This window comes from Thermopetrobacter sp. TC1 (assembly GCF_000746275.1).
In the GTDB taxonomy this organism is placed as follows: Bacteria; Pseudomonadota; Alphaproteobacteria; order Rhizobiales; family Aestuariivirgaceae; genus Thermopetrobacter.
On record NZ_KN050828.1, the window covers coordinates 671,874 to 691,745 of the forward strand.

A 19,872-nucleotide genomic window follows, 5' to 3' on the forward strand; every position below is an offset into this window, starting at 1 on the left:
ACGTCTCCGGCGGCGGGATTGCGGCCGTGTGTCTGTGTTGCATGGTCATGCCATGATGGCTTTTGGTGCGCCATGGCTTGACAGCATAGGCGTGGCTTCTGTATCCCTGCCGCACCAGGCGGGGCGCGCAAAGGGCTTTTGCGCGCTCGTTTGTGTTTTCTTAATGCCCGTCCTGCCGGGGCAGCCAGGATGTTCTTGAAAACGGAGCGCGGCAGAGGCGGCAGGCAAGAGGCAAGAACGGCAACATCGAACCAGAGCAGGGCAGCACCATGAAAATCCGCAATTCGCTCCGCTCGCTGGCCAAGCGTGACCGGGACAATCGCATCGTGCGTCGCCGCGGCCGGCTGTATGTGATCAACAAGGTCAAGAAGCGCTACAAGGCCCGCCAGGGCTGAAGCACCTATCCGGCTTTTGCGCCGGGTTCATACGGGATCAATGCCGGGTCATGCCCTTGCATGCCCCGGCATTTTTATTTTGGCCCTGTGCGTCATGCATGAACCGGACATTTCGCCATGAAGGGCATTGAAACGCTCCCGCTCTGTTCCCATTCAAAAGAGTGAAGGCGGGCGGGCAAAATCTCTCAGCCCCATCCGAAAATCGTCTTAAGGGGAGGTCTCCCCGCACGTTGCATTCATCGGTCATCAGTCAATCATTTCTGGAGGACGGACATCCCATGATCATCACCAAGGAACATGCCATTGCGCTGGAGAACATGCGCAAGGACGCCGAATCCGGCAAGGCGTGGACGGACATCGAGGAAGTGGACCGCAAGACCTATCTCGAGCTGGAGGTGCAGGGTCTGGCGCGGGAGGACGGGCCGCTGAAGCGGATCCCGACCACGCTCGGCAAGGAGCTGGCCGAGGTCATTCGCGCGCTGGTGCTGGGCGGCAAGCTGCCCACGCTCGATCAGTGGCCGGATGGCTGGCGCTTCATCGGTTCGGACATCATTACCCTGCTCAGGGCGGCGGACCGGGCCGGGCGCGTGGGGCCGCTGGGCGAAAAGCCCCTGCTCGAGCGCGGTCTTGCCGAGGAAAGCAAGGGCGAGGATGGCTCGCGGCGCGTGATTTTAAGCGAGGCCGGCAAGAATGTTCTCAGGATCTGGCGGGCGCTGGATCCCGAGATCGCGATCACGGCGGAGCTTGCCAATCACATCCGGCACCTGATGGAAGGCCCTGCGGAATCGGCGCGTCTGTCCACGGGCTCGCATGAAGAGCACATGCTGGAAGGCATGCGCCTGATTGCCTACTCGGCGCCCAATTCCGACATCTATGCCTTCACCACGCTCGGGCAGGCGGTGAAGCGCACGCTGGAGCTCGGCGGCTTCGTCAGCGAGGGCTATGCCTTGAGCGAGGAGATCCTGAAGCTCCTGGCCGCCTGTGCTGATGGCGTGGAGCTGGATGCGGAAGGCTATGTGCAGCTGGAGGCGCTGGGCTATGTTCGGGACATGACCGAGCTTCTGCCCGCCGGCGAATGGGCGCTTGAGGTCTGGCGCCTGTGGCGTTGCGGTGATGAGGGCCGGGTGTGGACCTTCTCCATCGAGGCGGAGGAGGCGGATGTTCTGGAGGCCATCTGCCGCATCGAGGAGAAGCGCAAGGACAATCCGGATCTTGAGGCCGATTTCGAGACCATCCGCCGCGAGATGATCGACCGCAAGGCGCGCCAGTACAAGGCCCTGCTGGAGCGCTATGGCCGGCGCCTGAAGGAGATGCCGGAGAAGTTCCGGCTGATTGCGGAAAAGTTTGCCGAGGCCAAGGATCTGGCGCGCTGGTATGACGACAACTTCGAGCTGCGGGAAGCGCTGTTGTCTCTGGAGGCGGTTCGGCTTGTCCACTCCGGCATCGGCACCCGCGGGCAGACGGTCTATGCCGTGACTGAAACCGGGCATGCCGTGCGCCGCGATCAGGAGCGTAATCACCGTGACGTGACGGCGACGGCGGTGAAGGCGGTGTCCATCGCCCGCCGCACCTATGATGCGCCGGCCCGGGCCTGGTGGGACGAAGCGCGGGCGCAGCAGATCGTCGGCTCCATGGAGGCCACGGAATCGGGGCGCTTCTATGCGCACCTGGCCGAGACGGTGGAGCGGCTGCCGCTGCTCACGCGCTACGAGATGGAGGTGTTCCATCGCATTCCCGATCGCGGCATGACCGTGGATGAGGTCTATGCGGCGCTGGAGGACAAGCTGGACCGGGAGCGCATCCGCTGGGCGCTGGAGAAACTGGAGACCCGGCATCTCATCGATATCCTGCCGGATGGCAATGTGGTGGAGACGGAGGCCGGGCAGCTGATGGACCGCGCCCTGGCGGGCGTGCCGGAGGGCTTTGGCAATCCGGTGAACCCGGTGGTCTATCGTCTGCTCAAGGCGCTGCGCGAGGTGGGCTCGCTTTATGTGAAGGAGCGCAAGGTGCGCATTCTGCCGCGCAACGTCAAGGAGGCGATGAAGCGCTCCGGCCTGTCGCAGGAGGCGTTTGAAAACGCGCTGGAGCAGGCAAGGGCCGCGGGGCTTATCGGCCGCAACAGCATCAACGAGGCCGGGCTGTTGCTGCTGGAGGCGGTGGAGCGCATGTCGCCGCGCGCCAGCGAAGAGCGGGCCTATGCCGCTTGATAAAAGCACGGTCATGCATCCGGCATGACAGCAGCAACATGACGGATGCCTTACCTCAAGGCCGGGAAGCTCTCTTCCCGGCCTTTTCCGGTTCAGGCGGAAGACTCCTCATCCGTCTCCGTCGACGGGTGGATTCCGAATTCGGCCAAAATCTCCTCGGTGTGTTCTCCGCACAGGGGTGGTGGTCGGCGATAGCTGACCGGTGTGTGCGAGAATTTCACCGGATTGCCGATCAGCGGCACCTCTCCCTGTGCCGCCAGGGGGTGCGGCATGTGCACGAGCATGTCGCGGGCGGCCACCTGATCGCTGGCGAAGACATCGGAGAGGCGGTTGACAGGGCCGGCGGGCACGCCGATGGCTTCCAGCCCGCTGACGATGTCCTCGCGGCGCATGACTTTCAAGCGATCGGCGATGAGGGGAATGAGCTGTGCGCGATTGCGAACGCGGGCGGCATTGGTGGCAAAGCGCTCGTCCTCGGCCAGTTCGGGGCGGCCGATGAACCGGGCGAAGCGGGCAAACTGGGCATCGTTGCCGACGGCGACAATGACATGACCATCGGCGCAGGCGAAGACCTGATAGGGCACGATGTTGGGATGGGCATTGCCCAGCCGCGGCGGGTTTTCGCCTGATATGAGATAATACATGCCGGCGTTGACGAGCCAGGAGATCTGGGTATCGACGAGCGCAATGTCGATGTGCTGACCAACGCCGGTGCGCTCACGATGATGCAGGGCGGCGAGAATGGCGCTGGCGGCATAAAGGCCGCAGACGACATCGGCCACGGCCACGCCCACCTTCATGGGTTCGCCGTCCGGCTCGCCGGTTAGGCTCATGATGCCGCCGAAGCCCTGCGCCATGAGGTCATAGCCGGGCTTGTCGCGGTTCGGCCCCGTCTGACCCCAGCCGGAAATGGAGCAATAGATGAGGCGTGGGTTGATCTTTCGCAGGCTCTCATAATCCAGCCCGTAGCGCTTTAAGCTGCCGGGGCGGAAATTTTCGGCGAAAACATCCGATTGCGCGGCGAGGCGGCGGATGATCTCTGCGCCTTCCGGCGTGGAAATGTCCACCGCGATGGAACGCTTGTTGCGGTTGGCACAGAGATAATAGGCGCTCTCTGCGGTGTCGTTGCCGGCAGCATCCTTCACGAAAGGCGGGCCCCAGCCGCGGGTGTCGTCGCCGCGCCCCGGGCGCTCCACCTTGATGATATCCGCCCCGAAATCTCCCAGAATCTGGGTCATGTAGGGACCGGCGAGAACGCGCGTCATGTCGAGCACGGTAATACCGGCAAGCGGACCGGTGACCTGTCCGGGCGGTGTTTCGGGCGGAGTCTTGTCGTTGGGCATGGCCCTGACCACGGTTTGGCATGCTTGTGATAATGCTCGGCGGCGACTGATGGGCGTGTTGCATTGTTATCCCATCCCGCCAGCGGACATGGCCCAGAGTTTCGGCGAAGCGCGCGGCGGTCAAGGCCGACTTTCGGATTTTTTGCCGAAACGGATTGTGACGAGAAATTCAGAATCATTCCAATATATGGAAATCCCGACTAATTCACTTGATTATTCGCTGGGTGCACCCCATTACATATCACGAATTTCTAATATACGCCCGTCGCCGCAAGGCCTGCCTTTGGGCAATGCACAGGCGCGGGTGCAAAACGGGGGCCTTGAGAAGGACGATGACCATGCACACGATCGAGCTGCCGCGCGTCGATCTTTCCGTGAAGCCGGAGGTGACCGGCTTTTATGATCCGCAGACGGCGACCATCAGCTATGTGGTGAAGGATCCGGAAAGCGATCATTGCGCGATCATCGATCCGGTTCTGGATTATGACGCCGCTGCCGGGCGCACGCATACGGATTCGGCCGACCGCCTTGTGGAGCACGTGCGTGGGCAGGGGCTGAAGGTGGACTGGATCATCGAGACGCACGCCCATGCCGATCATCTCTCGGCGGCGCCCTATATCAAGGAGCGCCTGGGCGGCAAAATCGCCATCGGCCGGCCCATCACCACGGTGCAGAAGGTTTTCGGCAAGGTGTTCAACGATCCGCGTGCGCTGGCGGGCAAGGCGGAAGAGTTCGACCATCTGTTCACGGATGGTGAGGAATACCGCATCGGCTCCATGCGGGCCTTTGCCCTGCACACGCCGGGGCACACGCCGGCCTGCATGACCCACGTGATCGGTGATGCCGCCTTTGTTGGCGATACCATCTTCATGCCGGATGTGGGCACGGCGCGGGCCGATTTTCCCGGCGGCGATGCGCGCACGCTCTATCGCTCCATCCGCCGCATTCTCTCCCTGCCGGAAGAGACGCGCATCTTTGTCTGTCACGACTATCCGCCGAAGGGGCGCGCACCGGCCTGGGAGACGACGGTGGGCGAACAGCGCCGCAAGAACATCCATGTGCGCGACGGCATCAGCGAGGAGGACTTCGTGAAGATGCGCACGGCGCGCGATGCGACGCTGTCGCTGCCGAAGCTCATCATTCCCTCCATCCAGGTGAACATCCATGCCGGGCGTTTTCCGGAGCCGGAGGACAACGGCGTGCGCTACCTGAAGGTGCCCATCAACGTCCTGTAAGCCGAAGGCCGGGCACGGGACTGAGACAGGGACAGCAGGAGCCAAAAGAGACAAGGGAAACGAACGAAACATCACGGATTGCCGGAACGGAGATGTGAACAGAAGAGCAGTCCCCTCCCTCTTCTCTCCTTTCCTCCCCTCCCTTCCCCCTCCGTTCCGGCATTGACCGCCTGCCTGACTTCCCCTCATGCAGACAGGCAAGACCCGCCGCCTTCCCCTCGGGCGGCGGGTTCTTTTGTTGGCGTGTTGGTGTATGCCAAGAATTGCGGAGAAAATGGTGAACGCGCGTTAACCATGAGGGCAGAATCCGGCCTCCGGCAAGGGGTTGTGCCCTCTGTGCCTCTTTAACCTTTCGTTAAAATATGGTATTCATGGCAGCGTGAGCATTGGAATTCTCGGATCCTGCCGCGCGCAGGTCCGTTTTTTTGCGTCTGCGGGCAGTCACAATCGGCATGCACGGGCTCCATTTCAGCCAAGGCTGAACATGTGACCGGTTCCGCCGAGAGGGCAGGGCGCGCGTATTTCGCGTCCGCTGTGCGAATGGCCGATCGGCGGAATGTCGTGTCATGCCCTCATTGCGGGGCCATCGCCAGCGCCGAGCGTGATCGCCTGCTTAAATGTCCGGACGGATGTGTCGCCCGTGCCGCATCGGGCTGCAGGGCGAGGCATCCGCAACGACAGGGGCTCATCCGGAGCGAGAGGATACCCAGACATGGCAGCCAAGAAGAAGACCTCCAAGGCGGAGAAGAAGGACAAGGACGCGCTTTCCTTCCAGCCGGGCGAGTTCATCGTCTATCCCTCCCATGGCGTGGGAAAGATCGTCGGCATCGAGAAGGAAGAGATCGCCGGCATGGAGCTGGAGCTTTATGTCATCGATTTCGAGAAGGAGAAGATGCGCCTGCGGGTGCCCACCAACAAGTGCAAGCAGGTGGGCATGCGCAAGCTCTCCGGCTCCGGCGTGATCGAGGAGGCGATGAAGGTGTTGCGCGGGCGGCCGCGGATCAAGCGCACCATGTGGTCGCGCCGGGCGCAGGAATATGACGCCAAGATCAATTCCGGCGATATCATGCATGTGGCGGAAGTGGTGCGTGATCTCTATCGCGCCGAGAACCAGCCGGAGCAGTCCTATTCCGAGCGTCAGCTCTACGAGGCGGCGCTGGACAGGCTGGCGCGCGAAGTGGCGGCGGTGAAGGACATCACGGAAAAGGAAGCCATCGCCGAGATCGAGAAAGTGCTTGCGGACGCTGCCGCCAAGCACGAAGCGGCGCGCAAGGGCAAGTCCAGCAAGGCCGCTTGAAGCGCGTGCCTGTCTCGCATTCTTTCCAGGATGGATGTTCAAGGGCCGGGGCCGCAAGGCGCCGGCCCTTTCATTTTCCCTTTTTTCTTTCAGGAAGAAGCAGCTGTGAAAACCGGTGCACGTTTGCGAAGGCGTAACAGGGAAGGCGGCTTTCTTTCTCTATCTGCATCTGCCGGCACGCTTGTGGTTGGTGCCGCCATGCCCGCGTGCACCATGTTGGGCTCACATTTTGGGCTCCACCGTGTAATTGAGGGGCAGGCGGCCGCCGTCGGCATAGATGCACTGGCCGGTGACGTAGGATGCGTCTTCGCTGCAGAGAAAGGCGGCGATGGCGGCGATCTCTTCCGGATCGCCGATGCGGCCCAGGGGCGTGCGTGAAAGCACCTTGCGGCGGGCGGTCTCGTCGGTGGCGACAGCGGCGAGCATTTCGGTCATGATGGAGCCCGGGCCAATGGCATTGACGCGGATGCCATAGGGCGCAAGGGCCAGGGCCATGACGCGGGTGAGCTGATTGAGGCCGCCCTTGGAGACGGTGTAGGGCACCTGATTGGCAATGGCGAGCACGGCGTTGACCGAACTCATGTTGACGATGGCGCCCGGTGCCTCACCAGCTTCCACCTGTGCGACCATTTGACGGGCGGCAGCCTGGCCCATGAGAAAGGCGCCCTTGAGGTTTACGGAAAGAACACGGTCGAAGTCCTCCTCATTCAGCTCCAGAAAATCGGCGGCATGAACAATGCCGGCGTTGTTGATCAGAAAATCGAGGCGGCCATAGGCATCCACCGCCGCCTGTACGGTATTGCGCACATCCAGCCGGCGGGTGACATCGCATTCGCGAAAGAGGGCCTCGCCGCCTGCGGCCCTGATGCTTTCGGCCACGGCCTCGCCGGCTTCCTCGTCGATATCGGCGATGACGACGCGGGCGCCTTCCCTGGCAAAGCGTTGCACGCAGGCCTTGCCGATGCCCTTGGCGCCACCGGTGACGATGACGGTCTTGCCAGCGAAGCGCATGGTTCTCTCCTCCCCTCAGTGGTCCTTGTTGACACTTTCAAGAATGGCCGGCCGAGCCTATCAGATCCTTCCGCCCGATCCCAGCCGGGCCAGCCGGAAGGGCGTGGGATCAACGCGGGGCTCATCATTCGTCACGAGAGCGGCCACCAGCTCACCCGTTGCGGGCCCAAGGCCGAAACCGTGTCCGGAAAATCCGGTGGCGATCACAAGGCCCGGCGTGGCATCCGGCGCATCGATCACGGGAACGGCATCGGGCAGAACGTCGATGACGCCGGCATGAGCTTTCAGCATGCGTGCGTTTGCAAAAGCCGGAAAATCGGCTTTGGCCTCCTTCAACGCCTTGTTCAGGATGCGCAGCGACGGAGCGGGGTTGAGCACCCGGAAGTGTGTGAACGGCTCCGGGCTGATGTCGCCAGGATAGGTGCTGTGTGCCCAGGGCTGAAAGGGGCTGGCCAGGCGCGGGCGCAGGTTTGCGAATTCGTCCTTCAGGGCGGGCAGGAAATGCCGGAAAAAGCGGATGTGCTGAACGGTGAACACGGTTTCGGAAATGCGGCCGTGGGCAAAGATGAATGTGCCGTCATGGCGGCGGCGGAAGGCATAGGCGCCCGCGCCAAGGCTTGTTTGCGGCACATCGCCGGCAACCGACAGCGTGGCCACGGAATTGATGACGCCAAGCTGAGGCAGGGTGGTATTTAAGCGTTCAAGGAGAATGCGCGACCAGACACCGGCGGCGAGAACAACCGATTCGGCGCGCACTTCACCATGCTCGGTGATCACGCCATCGATGCGGCCAGTGGTGCGTGAAAGGGCGAGAACGGCACATTTTTCCCGGATACGGGCGCCTGTCTTTTCTGCGGCTTTGGCGAAGGCGCGGGTGGCCCTTTCAGGTTCGGCGCGGCCATCCCGCGGGGCGTAAACCGCACCGGCCACGGGCCGGGATAGCCCGGGCAGGAGGGCGGCGGTCTTCTTTTCTGTGAGAAGGCGAATGTCGCTTCCGGCCTCGCCGGCATGGCGCTCGAACCAGCGCAGACGGGCGCGCAGATCGCGTGGCGTGCGGCAGAGATAGAGAATGCCGCAGGGGACAAAGCCGGTGTCGATACCGTATTCCTCTTTCAAGCGCGGCCAGAGGTGCAACGCCCGCCGCGCCAGGGGGATTTCGCGGGGATCGCGGCCCATGCGCCGCACCCAGCCCCAGTTGCGGCCGGACTGTTCGCCTCCGATCTCGCCCTTTTCCAGCAGAAGAACGGACAGACCACGCCGGGCGAGAAAAAAGGCACTGGCGGCGCCGACAATGCCACCGCCAACGATGACGACATCGGCACGCTGCGGCAAAGGGCGCGGATCCGGCTGTTTTTGTGATGAGGGCATGGCGAAGCAAGGCGCATTCAGATGTGCGTCAGCGCCGATGCTGCGCCTGTTGCCCGTTGAGCGTCAAGAGCCGCTTTTGCCGAACCCCTCGAAGAATTCCCTCAAGGCAGGCGCCAATTCGGGATCATCCATGGCGAAGGCGAGGTTGGTCTTGAGAAAGCCAAGCGGCGAGCCGCAGTCATGAGTGATCCCCTCATAGGGCACGGCCCAGAAAGGCTGATCCCGCAACAGGGCACGCATGGCATCGGTGATCTGAATTTCGCCGCCGGCGCCGGGTTCGGTTTTCTCGATGAGAGCGAAAATTTCGGGCTGCAGGATGTAGCGGCCTGAGATGATGAAGGTGGACGGCGCTTCTTGAGGATCCGGCTTTTCCACCATCTCGGTGATGCGCATGGCGCGGCCGACTGTCTGGTCCTCGTCGATGCCGACAACGCCATATTTGTGCACCTCCTCGCGCGGCACCTCATCCACGGCGATAAGGTTGCCGCCGGTTTTGGCATAGATATCCATCATCTGGCGCAGACACCCCGGCGTGCCCTGAACCAGCATGTCCGGCAGCAGCAGGGCGAAGGGCTCATCGCCGATAACATCCCGCGCACACCAGACGGCATGGCCAAGGCCCAGGGGTTCCTGCTGTCGCACGAAGCTGCACTGCCCGGGCGGGAGCAGATCATCAAGGAGTCTTTCAAGAAGCGCGGTCTTGCCGCGGCGCTTCAAGGTGTCCTCCAGCTCGTAGGCGCGGTCGAAATGGTCCTCGATGGCCTGCTTGCCCCGGCCGGTGACGAAGACGAAATGCTCAATACCGGCCTCGCGGGCCTCATCAACAACCCACTGAATGGCCGGACGGTCCACGACGGTGACCATCTCCTTGGGAATGCTCTTGGTGGCGGGCAGCAGGCGGGTGCCAAGACCGGCAACGGGCAGAACCGCCTTGCGCACAGGGCGGGATAAGGGGCGATCCGTCATGAATCACTTCTCCGTGTTCGTTGATGAATTGTTTTGATCGGCCGGCGCATTGCTGCGTGAAAATCATGCGGCCGTTTACCTTTTGCTGAGGGGATTGAAGCAGACTTTTCTTTCGGAATTCCTTCTTGCCCGTCCGACTGCCGGCCGGGATGTGAGCCGAACGATTGCGCAAGGCGAGGATTGGAGATCATGGCAGTTCTGGTTACCGGGGGTGCGGGCTATATCGGATCACACATGGTGTATGCCCTGACCGACCGCGGCGAGGACGTGGTTGTTCTCGACAATCTCTCCACCGGTTTCGACTGGGCGGTCTCACCGGCGGCAAAGCTGGTCGTGGGGGATATCGGCGATGCGGCGCTGGTGAAAAAAATCATTCGCGAGCACAAGGTGGATGCCGTCATTCATTTCGCCGGCTCCATCATCGTGCCGGAATCGGTGGAAAATCCGTTGAAGTACTATCACAACAACACCTGCAAGAGCCGCAACCTCATCGAGGCGGTGGTGCAGGAGGACGTTCCGCATTTCATCTTTTCCTCCACCGCCGCCGTGTATGGCATTCCGGAGCATAATCCGGCCTTTGAGGATTCGCCGCTTGCGCCGATCAATCCCTATGGGCGCTCCAAGCTGATGACGGAGTGGACATTGGCCGACGTGGCCGCTGCGCACGATCTGCGTTATGTGGCGCTGCGCTATTTCAACGTGGCCGGGGCCGATCCGCAGGGACGCACCGGGCAGTCAACGCCGGAGGCGACGCATCTGATCAAGGTGGCCTGTCAGACGGCGCTGGGCCTGCGCGAGAAGATGTACATCTTCGGCACGGACTATGACACGCCGGACGGCACCTGCATCCGGGACTACATCCATGTCACCGACCTGATCGCCGCGCATGTGGATGCGCTGGATCATCTGCGCCGCGGCGGCGAGAGCGAGGTGATGAATTGCGGCTATGGACGCGGCTTTTCCGTGCGTGAGGTGATCGACACCGTGCGCAAGGTGGTGGGGCATGACTTTCCCGTGGAGGAAGCGCCGCGGCGGCCGGGGGACCCGCCGGCGCTGGTGGCAGGTGCGGAGAAGGTGCGCAAGCTGTTGGGATGGCAGCCGCAGCATGATGACCTGGAGGAGATCGTGGCCTCCGCCTATGCCTGGGAGCGGCATTTGATGGAGCGCAACGCATGAGCTTCTTGTGGCTCACAAGGAGAAATGGTCGTTCGAGGCGGCAAGGAACACGGCGCGCGCTGCTTGTTGCGCTGGCCCTGTTGTGTGGCCTTTCGGAGGGTGCGCTGGCCGAACGGGCGGGCTTGAGCGGGCTGGCCAGGCTTTCGGCGGCGGCATCCTTCAAGCAGTTCATCGATGAATTCTGGCCAGTGGCGCGGCGGGCGGGCATTTCGCGCAAGACCTATCGTCGCGCCTTTTCCGGCCTCGAGCCCGACTGGGAGGTTCTGGCACGGCAGGAGAAGCAGCCGGAATTCACAACACCCGTCTGGCGTTATATCGAGCGCCGGGTGAGCTCGGAGCGGATCGCCAAGGGCCGGGCCCTGCTGCGCAAGCATGCGCGGTTGCTGCGCGCGCTTGAGCTGAAATATGGTGTGGACCGGCATATTCTTCTGGCCATTTGGGGAATCGAGAGCAATTTCGGCGCACACAAGGGGCGCAAGGCGGTGATCCGCTCTCTGGCGACGCTGGCCTATACGGGCCGGCGCCAGAAATATGGCTGCAACCAGCTGATCGCCGCCCTGAAAATCCTGCAGTCTGGCGATATCACGCTGACGGGCATGACCGGCTCCTGGGCCGGGGCCATGGGGCATACGCAGTTCATTCCCACCACCTATCTCGGTTACGCGGTCGATTTCGACCGGGACGGGCGGCGGGATATCTGGAATTCCATTTCCGATGCCCTGGCCTCCACGGCCAACTATCTTGCAAAACGGGGCTGGCGACGCGGATTGCCCTGGGGCTGGGAGGTGCGGTTACCGAAAGGGTTCAATTACGCGCTGGCCGGGATGCATCACGGACGGCGCATCCGGGACTGGGAGCGCTTAGGCGTGCGGCCGGCGGCGGCGAAGCGCTTCTATGCCCGGCATGAAAAGGCCTGGATCCTGTTACCCGCAGGCAGCCGCGGGCCCGCTTTTCTGGTGACGCGCAATTTCAGGGCCATTCTCGCCTACAATCAGTCGCATGCCTATGCGCTGGCGGTGGGGCGGCTTGCCCATCGCATCGCGGGCGGGCGGCCGCTGGTTGCGCGCTGGCCGGTTCAGGACAGGCTACTGACGCGGTCCGAACGCATCGAGCTGCAGAAGATGCTGGCGCGGGAAGGGCTCTATCGCGGGGCTTTCGAGGGGCACATCGGACCGAAAACGCGCGCGGCCGTGCGGCGTTTTCAACAGGCGGCCGGTCTGCCGGCGGACGGCTATGTCAATGCCAGCCTTCTGGAGCGATTGCGTCGCGGGCGCTGATCGGGCACACTAGCGCAGCGACGAAGCCCGGCCGGATCCGTTCCGCCATACCGCGATGATGCCCATGCTCCAGGAAGGAGACAACCTTCGCTCAATCGGGCGCCAGCGCCGAGCTCTTTCGCAGCCGTCCTGGCGGATCGGCATGCTGCTTTTTGCCTCGCTTCTCATTGCACTGGCCTTTGCCCCAAGCATACGCGTGCAGGCGGCGAGCTACATCGCCCAGCCGCAGGAGCGCTATCGCATCATGGTCTTTGGCGATCGCATGGCCACGGGGCTTCTGGCCGGGCTGTGGCGCGTTCTGAAGGGTGATGATCGCTTTGAGGCGAAAGGACGCCTGCGCGAAGGCACCGGGCTTGCGCGGCCGGGGTTTTATGACTGGCGTCAGGTCGTGGCCAATACACTCGATTCGCGCCCGGTGGATATCGGCATCGTCATGCTCGGGGCCAACGATGCCCGCGATATCCGCATGGGGGATGTGACGCTGCCGTTCGGCTCGCCGGAATGGGACAAGGCCTATGCCGAGCGCTGGAATCGCCTGATCAGTGAATTCCTGAAACGACGGGTGGCGCTTTACATCGTCGGCCTGCCGCCGGTGCGTGACAAGGCGCTGAACGAGAAGCTGAAGCACATCGCCGCCATCATCCGGGCGCAGGCAGAAGCCAATGGCGTGCGTTACATCGACATCTATCGCGAATTCGCCAATGACGAGGGCGAATTCACGGAAAACGGCTTTGACGTCAATGGTCTCTTCCGGCGTTTGCGCGCGCGCAATGGCGTGCAATTCATCAAGCCGGGCAACACCAAGCTCGCCAGTCTGGTCGCGAGCGTGATGCTCAAGGATGTGGATGTGGTGGAAAAAGGCAGCGGCGAAGTGGCGCAGGACGGTGCCAAGCCCCCCTCCACTGCGGCCGCACAGCGGGTGCTCGTGGGCATGGAAACCCCAACCGGCGGGGCCTGGATCGTGCCAGAGGAGCTTTTGCCGGAAGAGAACGCACCGATCGTCGCTGAAGGAGAGGGGCAGGGCAGTTATACGCTTTCGCGTCTGCGGCGGCTTGTGGCCAAGGAGAGCGTGGCAGGGCGGCTGTTTCGGGACGGCATATGGCCCGGAGCGCAGCCGGGGCGAAGCGATGACTTCAGTTTTCCGCCCCGTTAGGCAAGAATAAATGCTCTTGTGTGTGATATATGCAGGGTTGTGAAGCGTTCGCGCACGGAACAGAGGATGCGAGCCGGAGAGTGACGAGGGGAGAAGCCATGCGTGCGGAGGATGGGCGCCTGAGAACCCGTTTCGGTCTGCTGGGGGGCGTGGCAGTCAGCGTGGTGGTGATGCTGGCCGTCGGTGCCGGTTATCTGTTTCTCGATGGCGCCGCCGATGCGCGTCATGAAACGGCCGCCACGGAGAAGGGCGGCTATGATACCGCAGCTCTGGCGGCCATGGCCGCACAGGCGGGAAACGCTTCTCCTTCCCTTTCCGGTGAAGCGGTAACGGAGGCCGACGCCACGCTGCAAACGGCCTCTCTGCCCATCGCACGTGGGCCGGCCTCGGGCCTGCCCTTGCCGCGATTCGTTTCCCTCAAACGGAACAAGGTGCGGGTGCGCCGGGGGCCGTCGCGTGAATACAGTGTGGCCTGGGTCTATCACGTGCGCGGCCTGCCGGTGGAAGTGGTGGCGGAATTCGGTAACTGGCGGCGCATTCGCGATGCGGATGGCTCCGAAGGCTGGGTGCTGCGCACGCTGCTGTCTGGCTGGCGCACGGCAATGGTGGCGCCATGGAACAAGTCCGGCCTGCTGGCGTTGCGCGATGCACCGGACGGACGGATCATCGCCAGGGTGAAAAGCGGCGTCATCGGCAAGCTCAAGGAATGCAACGGACAATGGTGCCGTCTCGTCGTTCATGACATCGAAGGCTGGATCGAGCAGGATGCCCTGTGGGGCGTCTATCCCGAGGAGAAATTCGCCGCCGCCAAATGATCCCTTGCGGGCGTCTGTGACCCTAAAATTGTATGGGCCAGGGGCGAAAAGCCCTGGCGTACCCCCTTCAGTCTCTTTCAAGACCTGAAACCCGGCCTGAAGCTCATTCCTCTTCCGGCCAGGGGAGGTAACCCTGTTCGGCGAGCTGGCGGCGGCCTTCGCGGGCGAGGTTATGGGCGGTGGGCTCTATGGCGTCCTGCAGGCGCTCCATGAATTCCCGCTTGGACAGGCCCGGCTCAATGGGCGGACGGAACTCAACGACGATGGTGCCCGGCCAGCGCCAGAAGGAGCGCCGCGGCCAGAACAGGCCGGAATTGAGTGCAAAAGGCACACAGGGCACATTCAGGCGGCCGTAAAGAGCGGCAACGCCCGGCTTGTAATCCGGCGGCGCGTCCACGGGGCGGCGGGTGCCTTCCGGGAAAATGATGATCTGCCGGCCTTCCCTGATGGCGGCCTGCGCTGTCCTGACCAGGTCTTTTAAGGCCTTGGGGCCCTTTTCGCGCGCGATGGGAATCATGCGGAACTTGAGGATGAACCAGCCAACGAGCGGAATATAAATGAGTTCCTTTTTCAGAACGATGGCGGGATCCTCGAAAAGATCATAGAGCGCAAAGGTCTCCCACATGGACTGATGCTTGCCGGCCACGAGAAGGGGACCGGTCGGGATGCGATCCACACCGCGAAATTCCACACGAATGCCGGCAAGAGAGCGGCAAAGGAAGCGGAAAACGCCGGACCACCATTTCAGCGCGGCCATGGACCAGCGGCGGGGCGTGAAGAGAAAGAAGAAGCCGCCGATCATGACCAGGGGATAGAGAGTGTAGAAAGCAAGGTTGAGCGCGATGGAACCGATGATGACCCTGGCGGTCAGGCGCGGGGTTCTGGATGTGGATTGTGTTTGCGTGGATCCTTGCGTTTCTGTGCTCATGGTCACGTATCCCGACAGCAGTCCCGATCGTGTGCGGCGTGGGCGAATCGTGCCTGTCAGATAGCATGCATGCGCAATCAGGGCTCGGCAAACATTTCGGCAAGGATGCGCATGGCCGCCGTGCGGGCGCTCAAGAGGGAAATGGTGGTGGCGGTCAGCACGATGATGAGCCAGGCCCCATAGTGATAGGCGATTTTTTCCGGTGCGCCGAACAGCAATTGCCAGGCGCCCTCGCGAATGCCTTCCGCCGGAGCAAGCAGGGCGAGCAGGGCGAAGGTGAGCCAGGCAGCGGCGACGCCGAGCATGCCGGCAAGGAAGCCTGCGCGCAGAAACAGGCGCTGCACTTGTCGCGCAATGAAGGAATCCCTGGCGCCCACGAGATGGAGCACCTCGATGGTTTCGCGGTTGCTTTCCAGGGCGGCGCGGGCGGCATGCACGACCAGAACGACAGCGGCAATGATGATGGCGGCAAGAATGCCAAGCCCCAGCCAGAACACGGTGCTGGCCATGTGAGAGAGGGCGCGCACCCAGCGGCCATGTGCATCCAGCCGCGCACCCGGAACGGCCGCGCGCAGGGCGCGGTCAAGCGCGGCGATGTCGATCTTGCGTTCGGGGTTGAGGCGAATGGCGATGAGGCGCGGCAGGGGCACGTCCTGCATGATGGAGACATCGCCCAGCCAGGGCTGCAAAAGCGCGCGGTTTTCGCGATCGGTCAGAACACGCAGGGATTTCACTTCCGGGCGTTTTTCCAAAAAGCGCACGGCCTGTTGCACGCGCGTGTTCATGTCGGTTGCAGGCAATTTCTGCGCTTTGCCGCTGTTCTGTTCAGGTTCGGACAGCGGCAGGATCTGCACCGTGGCTTCCGCAACCACGCCGCTTTTCCAGATCTGAATGGCGCGCCAGGTCATGAACATGCCGCCAATGGCCACGGCAGCGAGATAGGTCATCACGGCCATGGCGACCATGAAGGTGCGCAAGGGGGCATGCGTGCGCGGCAGAATGTTGCGACCGCTCAAGCCTTTCGGCACGGGAGCGCCCCAGCCGCCGGGCTTTTTCGTCTGCGCGGTCATGCCGCCTCTCCCGCCGGCGTGATGGACAGGCGTCCCTGATGCAGAGTCATGACGCGGGCACCGGGCGTTGCCGCGATCAGGCTGGCGTCATGGGTGGCGATGATCACGGTGGTGCCCAGACGATTGAGCTCCACAAAAAGCCGCAGCAGACGGCGGGCGAGCTGGGGATCGACGTTGCCCGTCGGTTCATCGGCGAGCAGCAGATGCGGCTTGCTGACGATGGCGCGGGCTATGGCCGCCCGCTGGCGCTCACCACCGGAGAGCACCCGTGGATAGGCATTGACGTGATCACCAAGGCCCACCCACTCAAGAAGTTCCAGGATGTTGTCGCGATATTCATCGGCGCGAACCCCGGCGACATGCAGGGGCAGGGCGACGTTTTCAAACGTGGTGAGATGATCAAGAAGGCGAAAATCCTGAAAGACGACACCAATGCGCCGGCGCAGTTCCGGCAGGCGGGCGCGGGAGACGGCGGTGACATCCTCACCGAAAAGGCGGATCAGCCCGCGCGTGGGTCTGAGCGCCAGGTAAAGCAGGCGCAAAAGCGTGGTCTTGCCGGCGCCGGACGGGCCGGTGAGAAAGGCCATTTCGCCCTTGGCAAGCCGGAAGCTGACATCGCGGAGGATTTCCGGCCCTGTGCCATAGCGAACGCCGACGTTTTCCAGCGTGATCACGCCTATACCTCTCCTGCCCCTTTTGATGCTCCTTTACCCCCCCTTAACCATGATCGCCCCTAACATGGCGTTAAGAGGCGCTCTTCTCGTCCGGCTAAAGCCGCATGTGGCGACGTGTGCCTATTTCATGGATACCGGAATGACATGGCCGGGCGGGAAAGAAGAATCACTTGATGAGCGAGGGATTGCCAAAACGATGATAGTGACCTGTCCGTCCTGCGCAACCACCGGCGACATGCCGGACGAAACCGGCCTGGTGCGCTGCCATGTCTGCGGTCATGAGTGGGTGGTGCAAGAAGACGGGTTGAAGGCGTCTGCATCATTGATGCCGGCACGGCACGCTCATGCGCGCAAGGCGCAGACGGCGGCAGCGGATGCGGTGGATGATGAGGCGGAAATCCTGGCGCGTGAGGCCCTGGCGGCGGAAGAGGCGCGCCGGGCGCGGGAGCAACGCCTGCGGCAGGAGAGACGGCGCTGGATCGCCCTTGCCGTGTTCGTTCTGGCCTCTGCGGGGGTGCTTGTGAGCATGCCGGATCGTGTGGCGCAGATGCTGCCCGGCACGAGCCGGCTTTACGCCAAGGCGGGCGTGCCGGTGCATCCGGTGGGGTTTGAGGCCACGGGCGTGATGGCCACTTTGGGACGGACCACGGGCGGCGAGGATGTGCTGACCGTGACCGGGCGCATCCGCAATATCAGCAGCCTGCCGCGCAAGACGCCGCGGCTGAAATTCATCCTGCGTGACGCCCAGGGCAAGGTGCTGCACGAATGGGAACTCAAGGATGATCAGGTGGTGCGGGCCGCGCCCGGCAAGCCACTGCAGTTCGCCACGCGCCTGGCCCACCCGCCAAAAGGCGTGCATCACGTGGAGGTGAAGGCCCTGCCGCGTTCCTGATTGCGCTTCCCCGCAAGCAAGGGCCTTTTACCTTTCGCCGTAGTCCAATCGAAAATTCGCCCAAAGGCGAATTTTCGCACCACCCACCGCCCCGCGCCCCCGCTTAGGCCACCCGATATTGTATATGTGCAGGGTGCTTGGGCGGGGACGCGAGACGGTTTTGTGAATTACTGGCTGGATTCTTAAATGAAAGTTAGTCCGTTTCGGCCGTGGTCATGAACAGTCGGGCGAGACGTTTTGTCCCGCTTCAAGCCCGGCGGTTTTCCCGGAACCATTTGCGGCTATACTCCGGCCCGTAATCGGTCGGGCTTTTTGGCGATGCCGGGCCCGGCGCGGTGTGCTGACGCGAGGGGAGAGGGAGAAAACGCATGGACAGGCAGCGGCCGCTGGTGGCGGTGATCATGGGGTCGCAGTCCGACTGGCCGACGATGAAGGCAGCCTGCGAGACGCTGGATGCCCTGGCCGTGCCCTATGAGGCACGCATCGTTTCGGCGCACAGAACGCCTGAGCGGCTTTACGAATTTGCCCAAACGGCGCGGGAGAAGGGTTTCAAGGTAATCATCGCCGGGGCAGGCGGTGCGGCGCATCTGCCCGGCATGACCGCGGCGTTGACGCCGCTGCCCGTGTTTGGTGTTCCCGTGCAGTCGCGGGCGCTTTCGGGCAAGGATTCGCTTCTGTCCATCGTGCAGATGCCGGCGGGCGTGCCGGTGGGGACGCTGGCGATCGGACGCTCAGGCGCGGTGAACGCCGCGCTGCTGGCGGCGGCAGTGCTTGCGCTTTCCGATGAGGCGCTGGCACAACGGCTGGATGAGTGGCGGCGGAAACAGACCGAGGCGGTGGCGGAATTTCCCACGGATGAGGAGGCGTGAGGCGGGTTCATGACCGGGGTGATCGGACCGGGCGGAACCATCGGCATTCTCGGCGGCGGTCAGCTGGGGCGCATGCTGGCGATGGCCGCGGCGCGGCTGGGGCTGCGCACCCATATCTTCGCGCCGAAGGGGGACAATCCGGCCTTCGAGGTGGCACACGCTCATACGGAAGCGGCCTATGACGATTTCTCTGCGCTCGATGCCTTTGCGGCCGACGTGGATGTGGTCACTTACGAGTTCGAGAACGTGCCGGTTGAAACGGCGCGCCATCTGGCCGAGCGGGTGCCGGTGCGGCCGGAGCCCAGGGCCCTTGAGGTTGCGCAGGACCGCCTGATCGAAAAGAGCTTCGTGCAGGAGCTTGGCCTTGCCACGCCGAAGTTCGCGCCGGTGGATGATGCGGCGAAACTGGGCTCGGCCCTGGCCAGGGTGGGCATGCCGGCGCTTCTGAAAACGCGGCGGCTGGGATATGACGGCAAGGGCCAGGCGATCCTCTATCCGGGCGACAGCGCCTTTGACGCCTGGGAGCGGCTGGGGCGCGTGCCCTGCATTCTGGAGGCGTTCGTCACCTTTTCCTGCGAGATTTCCGTCATTGCCGCGCGGGGGATGGATGGCGCCTTTGTCGCCTATGACATTCCGCGCAATGTGCATGAAGGCGGCATTCTGCGGCGTTCCACGGTGCCGGCCGGCATTTCTGACGCCATGCAGCGGCGGGCGGTGGAGATGGCGCGGACGATCGCGGAAGGGCTGAATTATGTGGGCGTGCTGGCGGTGGAGATGTTCGTGGCGGATGTCGGGAATGGTGAAGAGGTGCTGTTGATCAACGAAATGGCACCAAGGGTGCACAATTCCGGACACTGGACGGAGGCGGCCTGCGCCATTTCCCAGTTCGAACAGCACATCCGGGCCATTTGCGGCTGGCCCCTGGGCAATCCGGCGCGGCATTCCGATTGTGTGATGGAAAACATCCTCGGCAGTGAAGTGGAGCATTGGCGCGCGATTGCCGGCGAGGACAATGCGGTTTTGCATCTCTATGGCAAGCGGGAGGCACGGGAGGGGCGCAAGATGGGGCACGTGACCCGGCTGAAGCCTCTAAGCCACGATTGAAGCCCTGATTAATGGCGCGGTGACTTTCGGCAGGGTCTGCCCTCTCGACACGGAAGGGGTTTTCTGTTATCCAAGGCCCGAACCGCAAGGGG

Annotated in this window: 18 protein-coding genes; 11 read left to right on the plus strand and 7 right to left on the minus strand. The window is 63.1% G+C overall.

All coding sequences use genetic code 11. The annotated features are described in order from the left end of the window. Positions 1 to 269: 269 nt before the first annotated feature. Positions 270 to 395, plus strand: coding sequence for a type B 50S ribosomal protein L36 (gene ykgO / locus EK16_RS06725; protein WP_038035441.1), 126 nt, complete (start codon positions 270 to 272; stop codon positions 393 to 395). Positions 396 to 673: 278 nt separating this feature from the next. Next, the gene (locus EK16_RS06730) at positions 674 to 2,602 is read left to right on the plus strand and encodes a DUF505 domain-containing protein (protein ID WP_038035442.1); all 1,929 of its coding nucleotides are present in this window, start codon (positions 674 to 676) and stop codon (positions 2,600 to 2,602) included. Between the two features lie 92 nt (positions 2,603 to 2,694). Here EK16_RS06730 and EK16_RS06735 read toward each other — a convergent pair whose 3' ends face one another. Next, complete coding sequence (locus EK16_RS06735) at positions 2,695 to 3,945, minus strand: CaiB/BaiF CoA transferase family protein (protein WP_051929032.1); 1,251 nt, start codon at positions 3,943 to 3,945, stop codon at positions 2,695 to 2,697. A 332-nt stretch (positions 3,946 to 4,277) separates the two neighbouring features. Between EK16_RS06735 and EK16_RS06740 the strand changes: the two genes are divergently transcribed. Further along, entirely contained in the window at positions 4,278 to 5,180 is a 903-nt protein-coding gene (locus EK16_RS06740) for an MBL fold metallo-hydrolase (protein ID WP_231573628.1), read from the plus strand. Between the two features lie 712 nt (positions 5,181 to 5,892). Beyond that, complete coding sequence (locus EK16_RS06745; RefSeq protein ID WP_038035444.1) at positions 5,893 to 6,477, plus strand: CarD family transcriptional regulator; 585 nt, start codon at positions 5,893 to 5,895, stop codon at positions 6,475 to 6,477. 222 nt (positions 6,478 to 6,699) lie between these two features. Here EK16_RS06745 and EK16_RS06750 read toward each other — a convergent pair whose 3' ends face one another. The 3 genes from EK16_RS06750 to galU form a co-directional block, all read right to left on the minus strand. Further along, the gene (locus EK16_RS06750) at positions 6,700 to 7,488 is read right to left on the minus strand and encodes an SDR family NAD(P)-dependent oxidoreductase (RefSeq protein ID WP_038035446.1); all 789 of its coding nucleotides are present in this window, start codon (positions 7,486 to 7,488) and stop codon (positions 6,700 to 6,702) included. 60 nt (positions 7,489 to 7,548) lie between these two features. Beyond that, complete coding sequence (locus EK16_RS06755; RefSeq protein WP_038035448.1) at positions 7,549 to 8,856, minus strand: NAD(P)/FAD-dependent oxidoreductase; 1,308 nt, start codon at positions 8,854 to 8,856, stop codon at positions 7,549 to 7,551. Positions 8,857 to 8,919: 63 nt separating this feature from the next. Continuing rightward, the gene (galU, locus tag EK16_RS06760; protein WP_038035449.1) at positions 8,920 to 9,822 is read right to left on the minus strand and encodes a UTP--glucose-1-phosphate uridylyltransferase GalU; all 903 of its coding nucleotides are present in this window, start codon (positions 9,820 to 9,822) and stop codon (positions 8,920 to 8,922) included. Between the two features lie 189 nt (positions 9,823 to 10,011). Between galU and galE the strand changes: the two genes are divergently transcribed. The 4 genes from galE to EK16_RS06780 all read left to right on the plus strand — a co-directional run bounded on the left by galE (position 10,012) and on the right by EK16_RS06780 (position 14,243). Further along, entirely contained in the window at positions 10,012 to 10,998 is a 987-nt protein-coding gene (gene galE / locus EK16_RS06765; protein WP_038036195.1) for a UDP-glucose 4-epimerase GalE, read from the plus strand. Beyond that, positions 10,995 to 12,275 carry a lytic murein transglycosylase gene (locus EK16_RS06770; protein ID WP_051929033.1) on the plus strand — a complete coding sequence of 427 codons (1,281 nt, stop codon included), beginning with the start codon at positions 10,995 to 10,997 and terminating at the stop codon, positions 12,273 to 12,275. Before galE ends, EK16_RS06770 begins: the two co-directional genes overlap by 4 nt. A 142-nt stretch (positions 12,276 to 12,417) precedes the next feature. Next, entirely contained in the window at positions 12,418 to 13,428 is a 1,011-nt protein-coding gene (locus EK16_RS06775; protein WP_231573629.1) for an SGNH/GDSL hydrolase family protein, read from the plus strand. Positions 13,429 to 13,526: 98 nt separating this feature from the next. Next, the gene (locus EK16_RS06780) at positions 13,527 to 14,243 is read left to right on the plus strand and encodes an SH3 domain-containing protein (protein WP_231573630.1); all 717 of its coding nucleotides are present in this window, start codon (positions 13,527 to 13,529) and stop codon (positions 14,241 to 14,243) included. Positions 14,244 to 14,346: 103 nt separating this feature from the next. Here the strand turns inward: EK16_RS06780 and EK16_RS06785 are convergent, their stop codons facing one another. The 3 genes from EK16_RS06785 to ftsE form a co-directional block, all read right to left on the minus strand. After that, on the minus strand, positions 14,347 to 15,171 hold the full coding sequence (locus tag EK16_RS06785; RefSeq protein ID WP_081910332.1) for a lysophospholipid acyltransferase family protein: 825 nt from the start codon (positions 15,169 to 15,171) through the stop codon (positions 14,347 to 14,349). A 77-nt stretch (positions 15,172 to 15,248) separates the two neighbouring features. Then, positions 15,249 to 16,241 carry a cell division protein FtsX gene (locus EK16_RS06790; protein ID WP_038035451.1) on the minus strand — a complete coding sequence of 331 codons (993 nt, stop codon included), beginning with the start codon at positions 16,239 to 16,241 and terminating at the stop codon, positions 15,249 to 15,251. Beyond that, entirely contained in the window at positions 16,238 to 16,915 is a 678-nt protein-coding gene (gene ftsE, locus EK16_RS06795; protein WP_038035452.1) for a cell division ATP-binding protein FtsE, read from the minus strand. Before ftsE ends, EK16_RS06790 begins: the two co-directional genes overlap by 4 nt. Positions 16,916 to 17,111: 196 nt before the next feature. Here ftsE and EK16_RS06800 point away from each other — a divergent pair, with 196 nt between their 5' ends. The 3 genes from EK16_RS06800 (at position 17,112) to EK16_RS06810 (ending at position 19,780) form a co-directional block, all read left to right on the plus strand. Next, entirely contained in the window at positions 17,112 to 17,807 is a 696-nt protein-coding gene (locus EK16_RS06800) for a DUF3426 domain-containing protein (RefSeq protein ID WP_156098511.1), read from the plus strand. Between the two features lie 368 nt (positions 17,808 to 18,175). Next, a complete protein-coding gene (purE, locus tag EK16_RS06805) occupies positions 18,176 to 18,676 on the plus strand; it encodes a 5-(carboxyamino)imidazole ribonucleotide mutase (RefSeq protein ID WP_038035455.1) in 501 nt (166 codons plus the stop codon). Between the two features lie 9 nt (positions 18,677 to 18,685). Further along, a complete protein-coding gene (locus EK16_RS06810) occupies positions 18,686 to 19,780 on the plus strand; it encodes a 5-(carboxyamino)imidazole ribonucleotide synthase (protein WP_038035458.1) in 1,095 nt (364 codons plus the stop codon). Positions 19,781 to 19,872 lie beyond the last annotated feature (92 nt).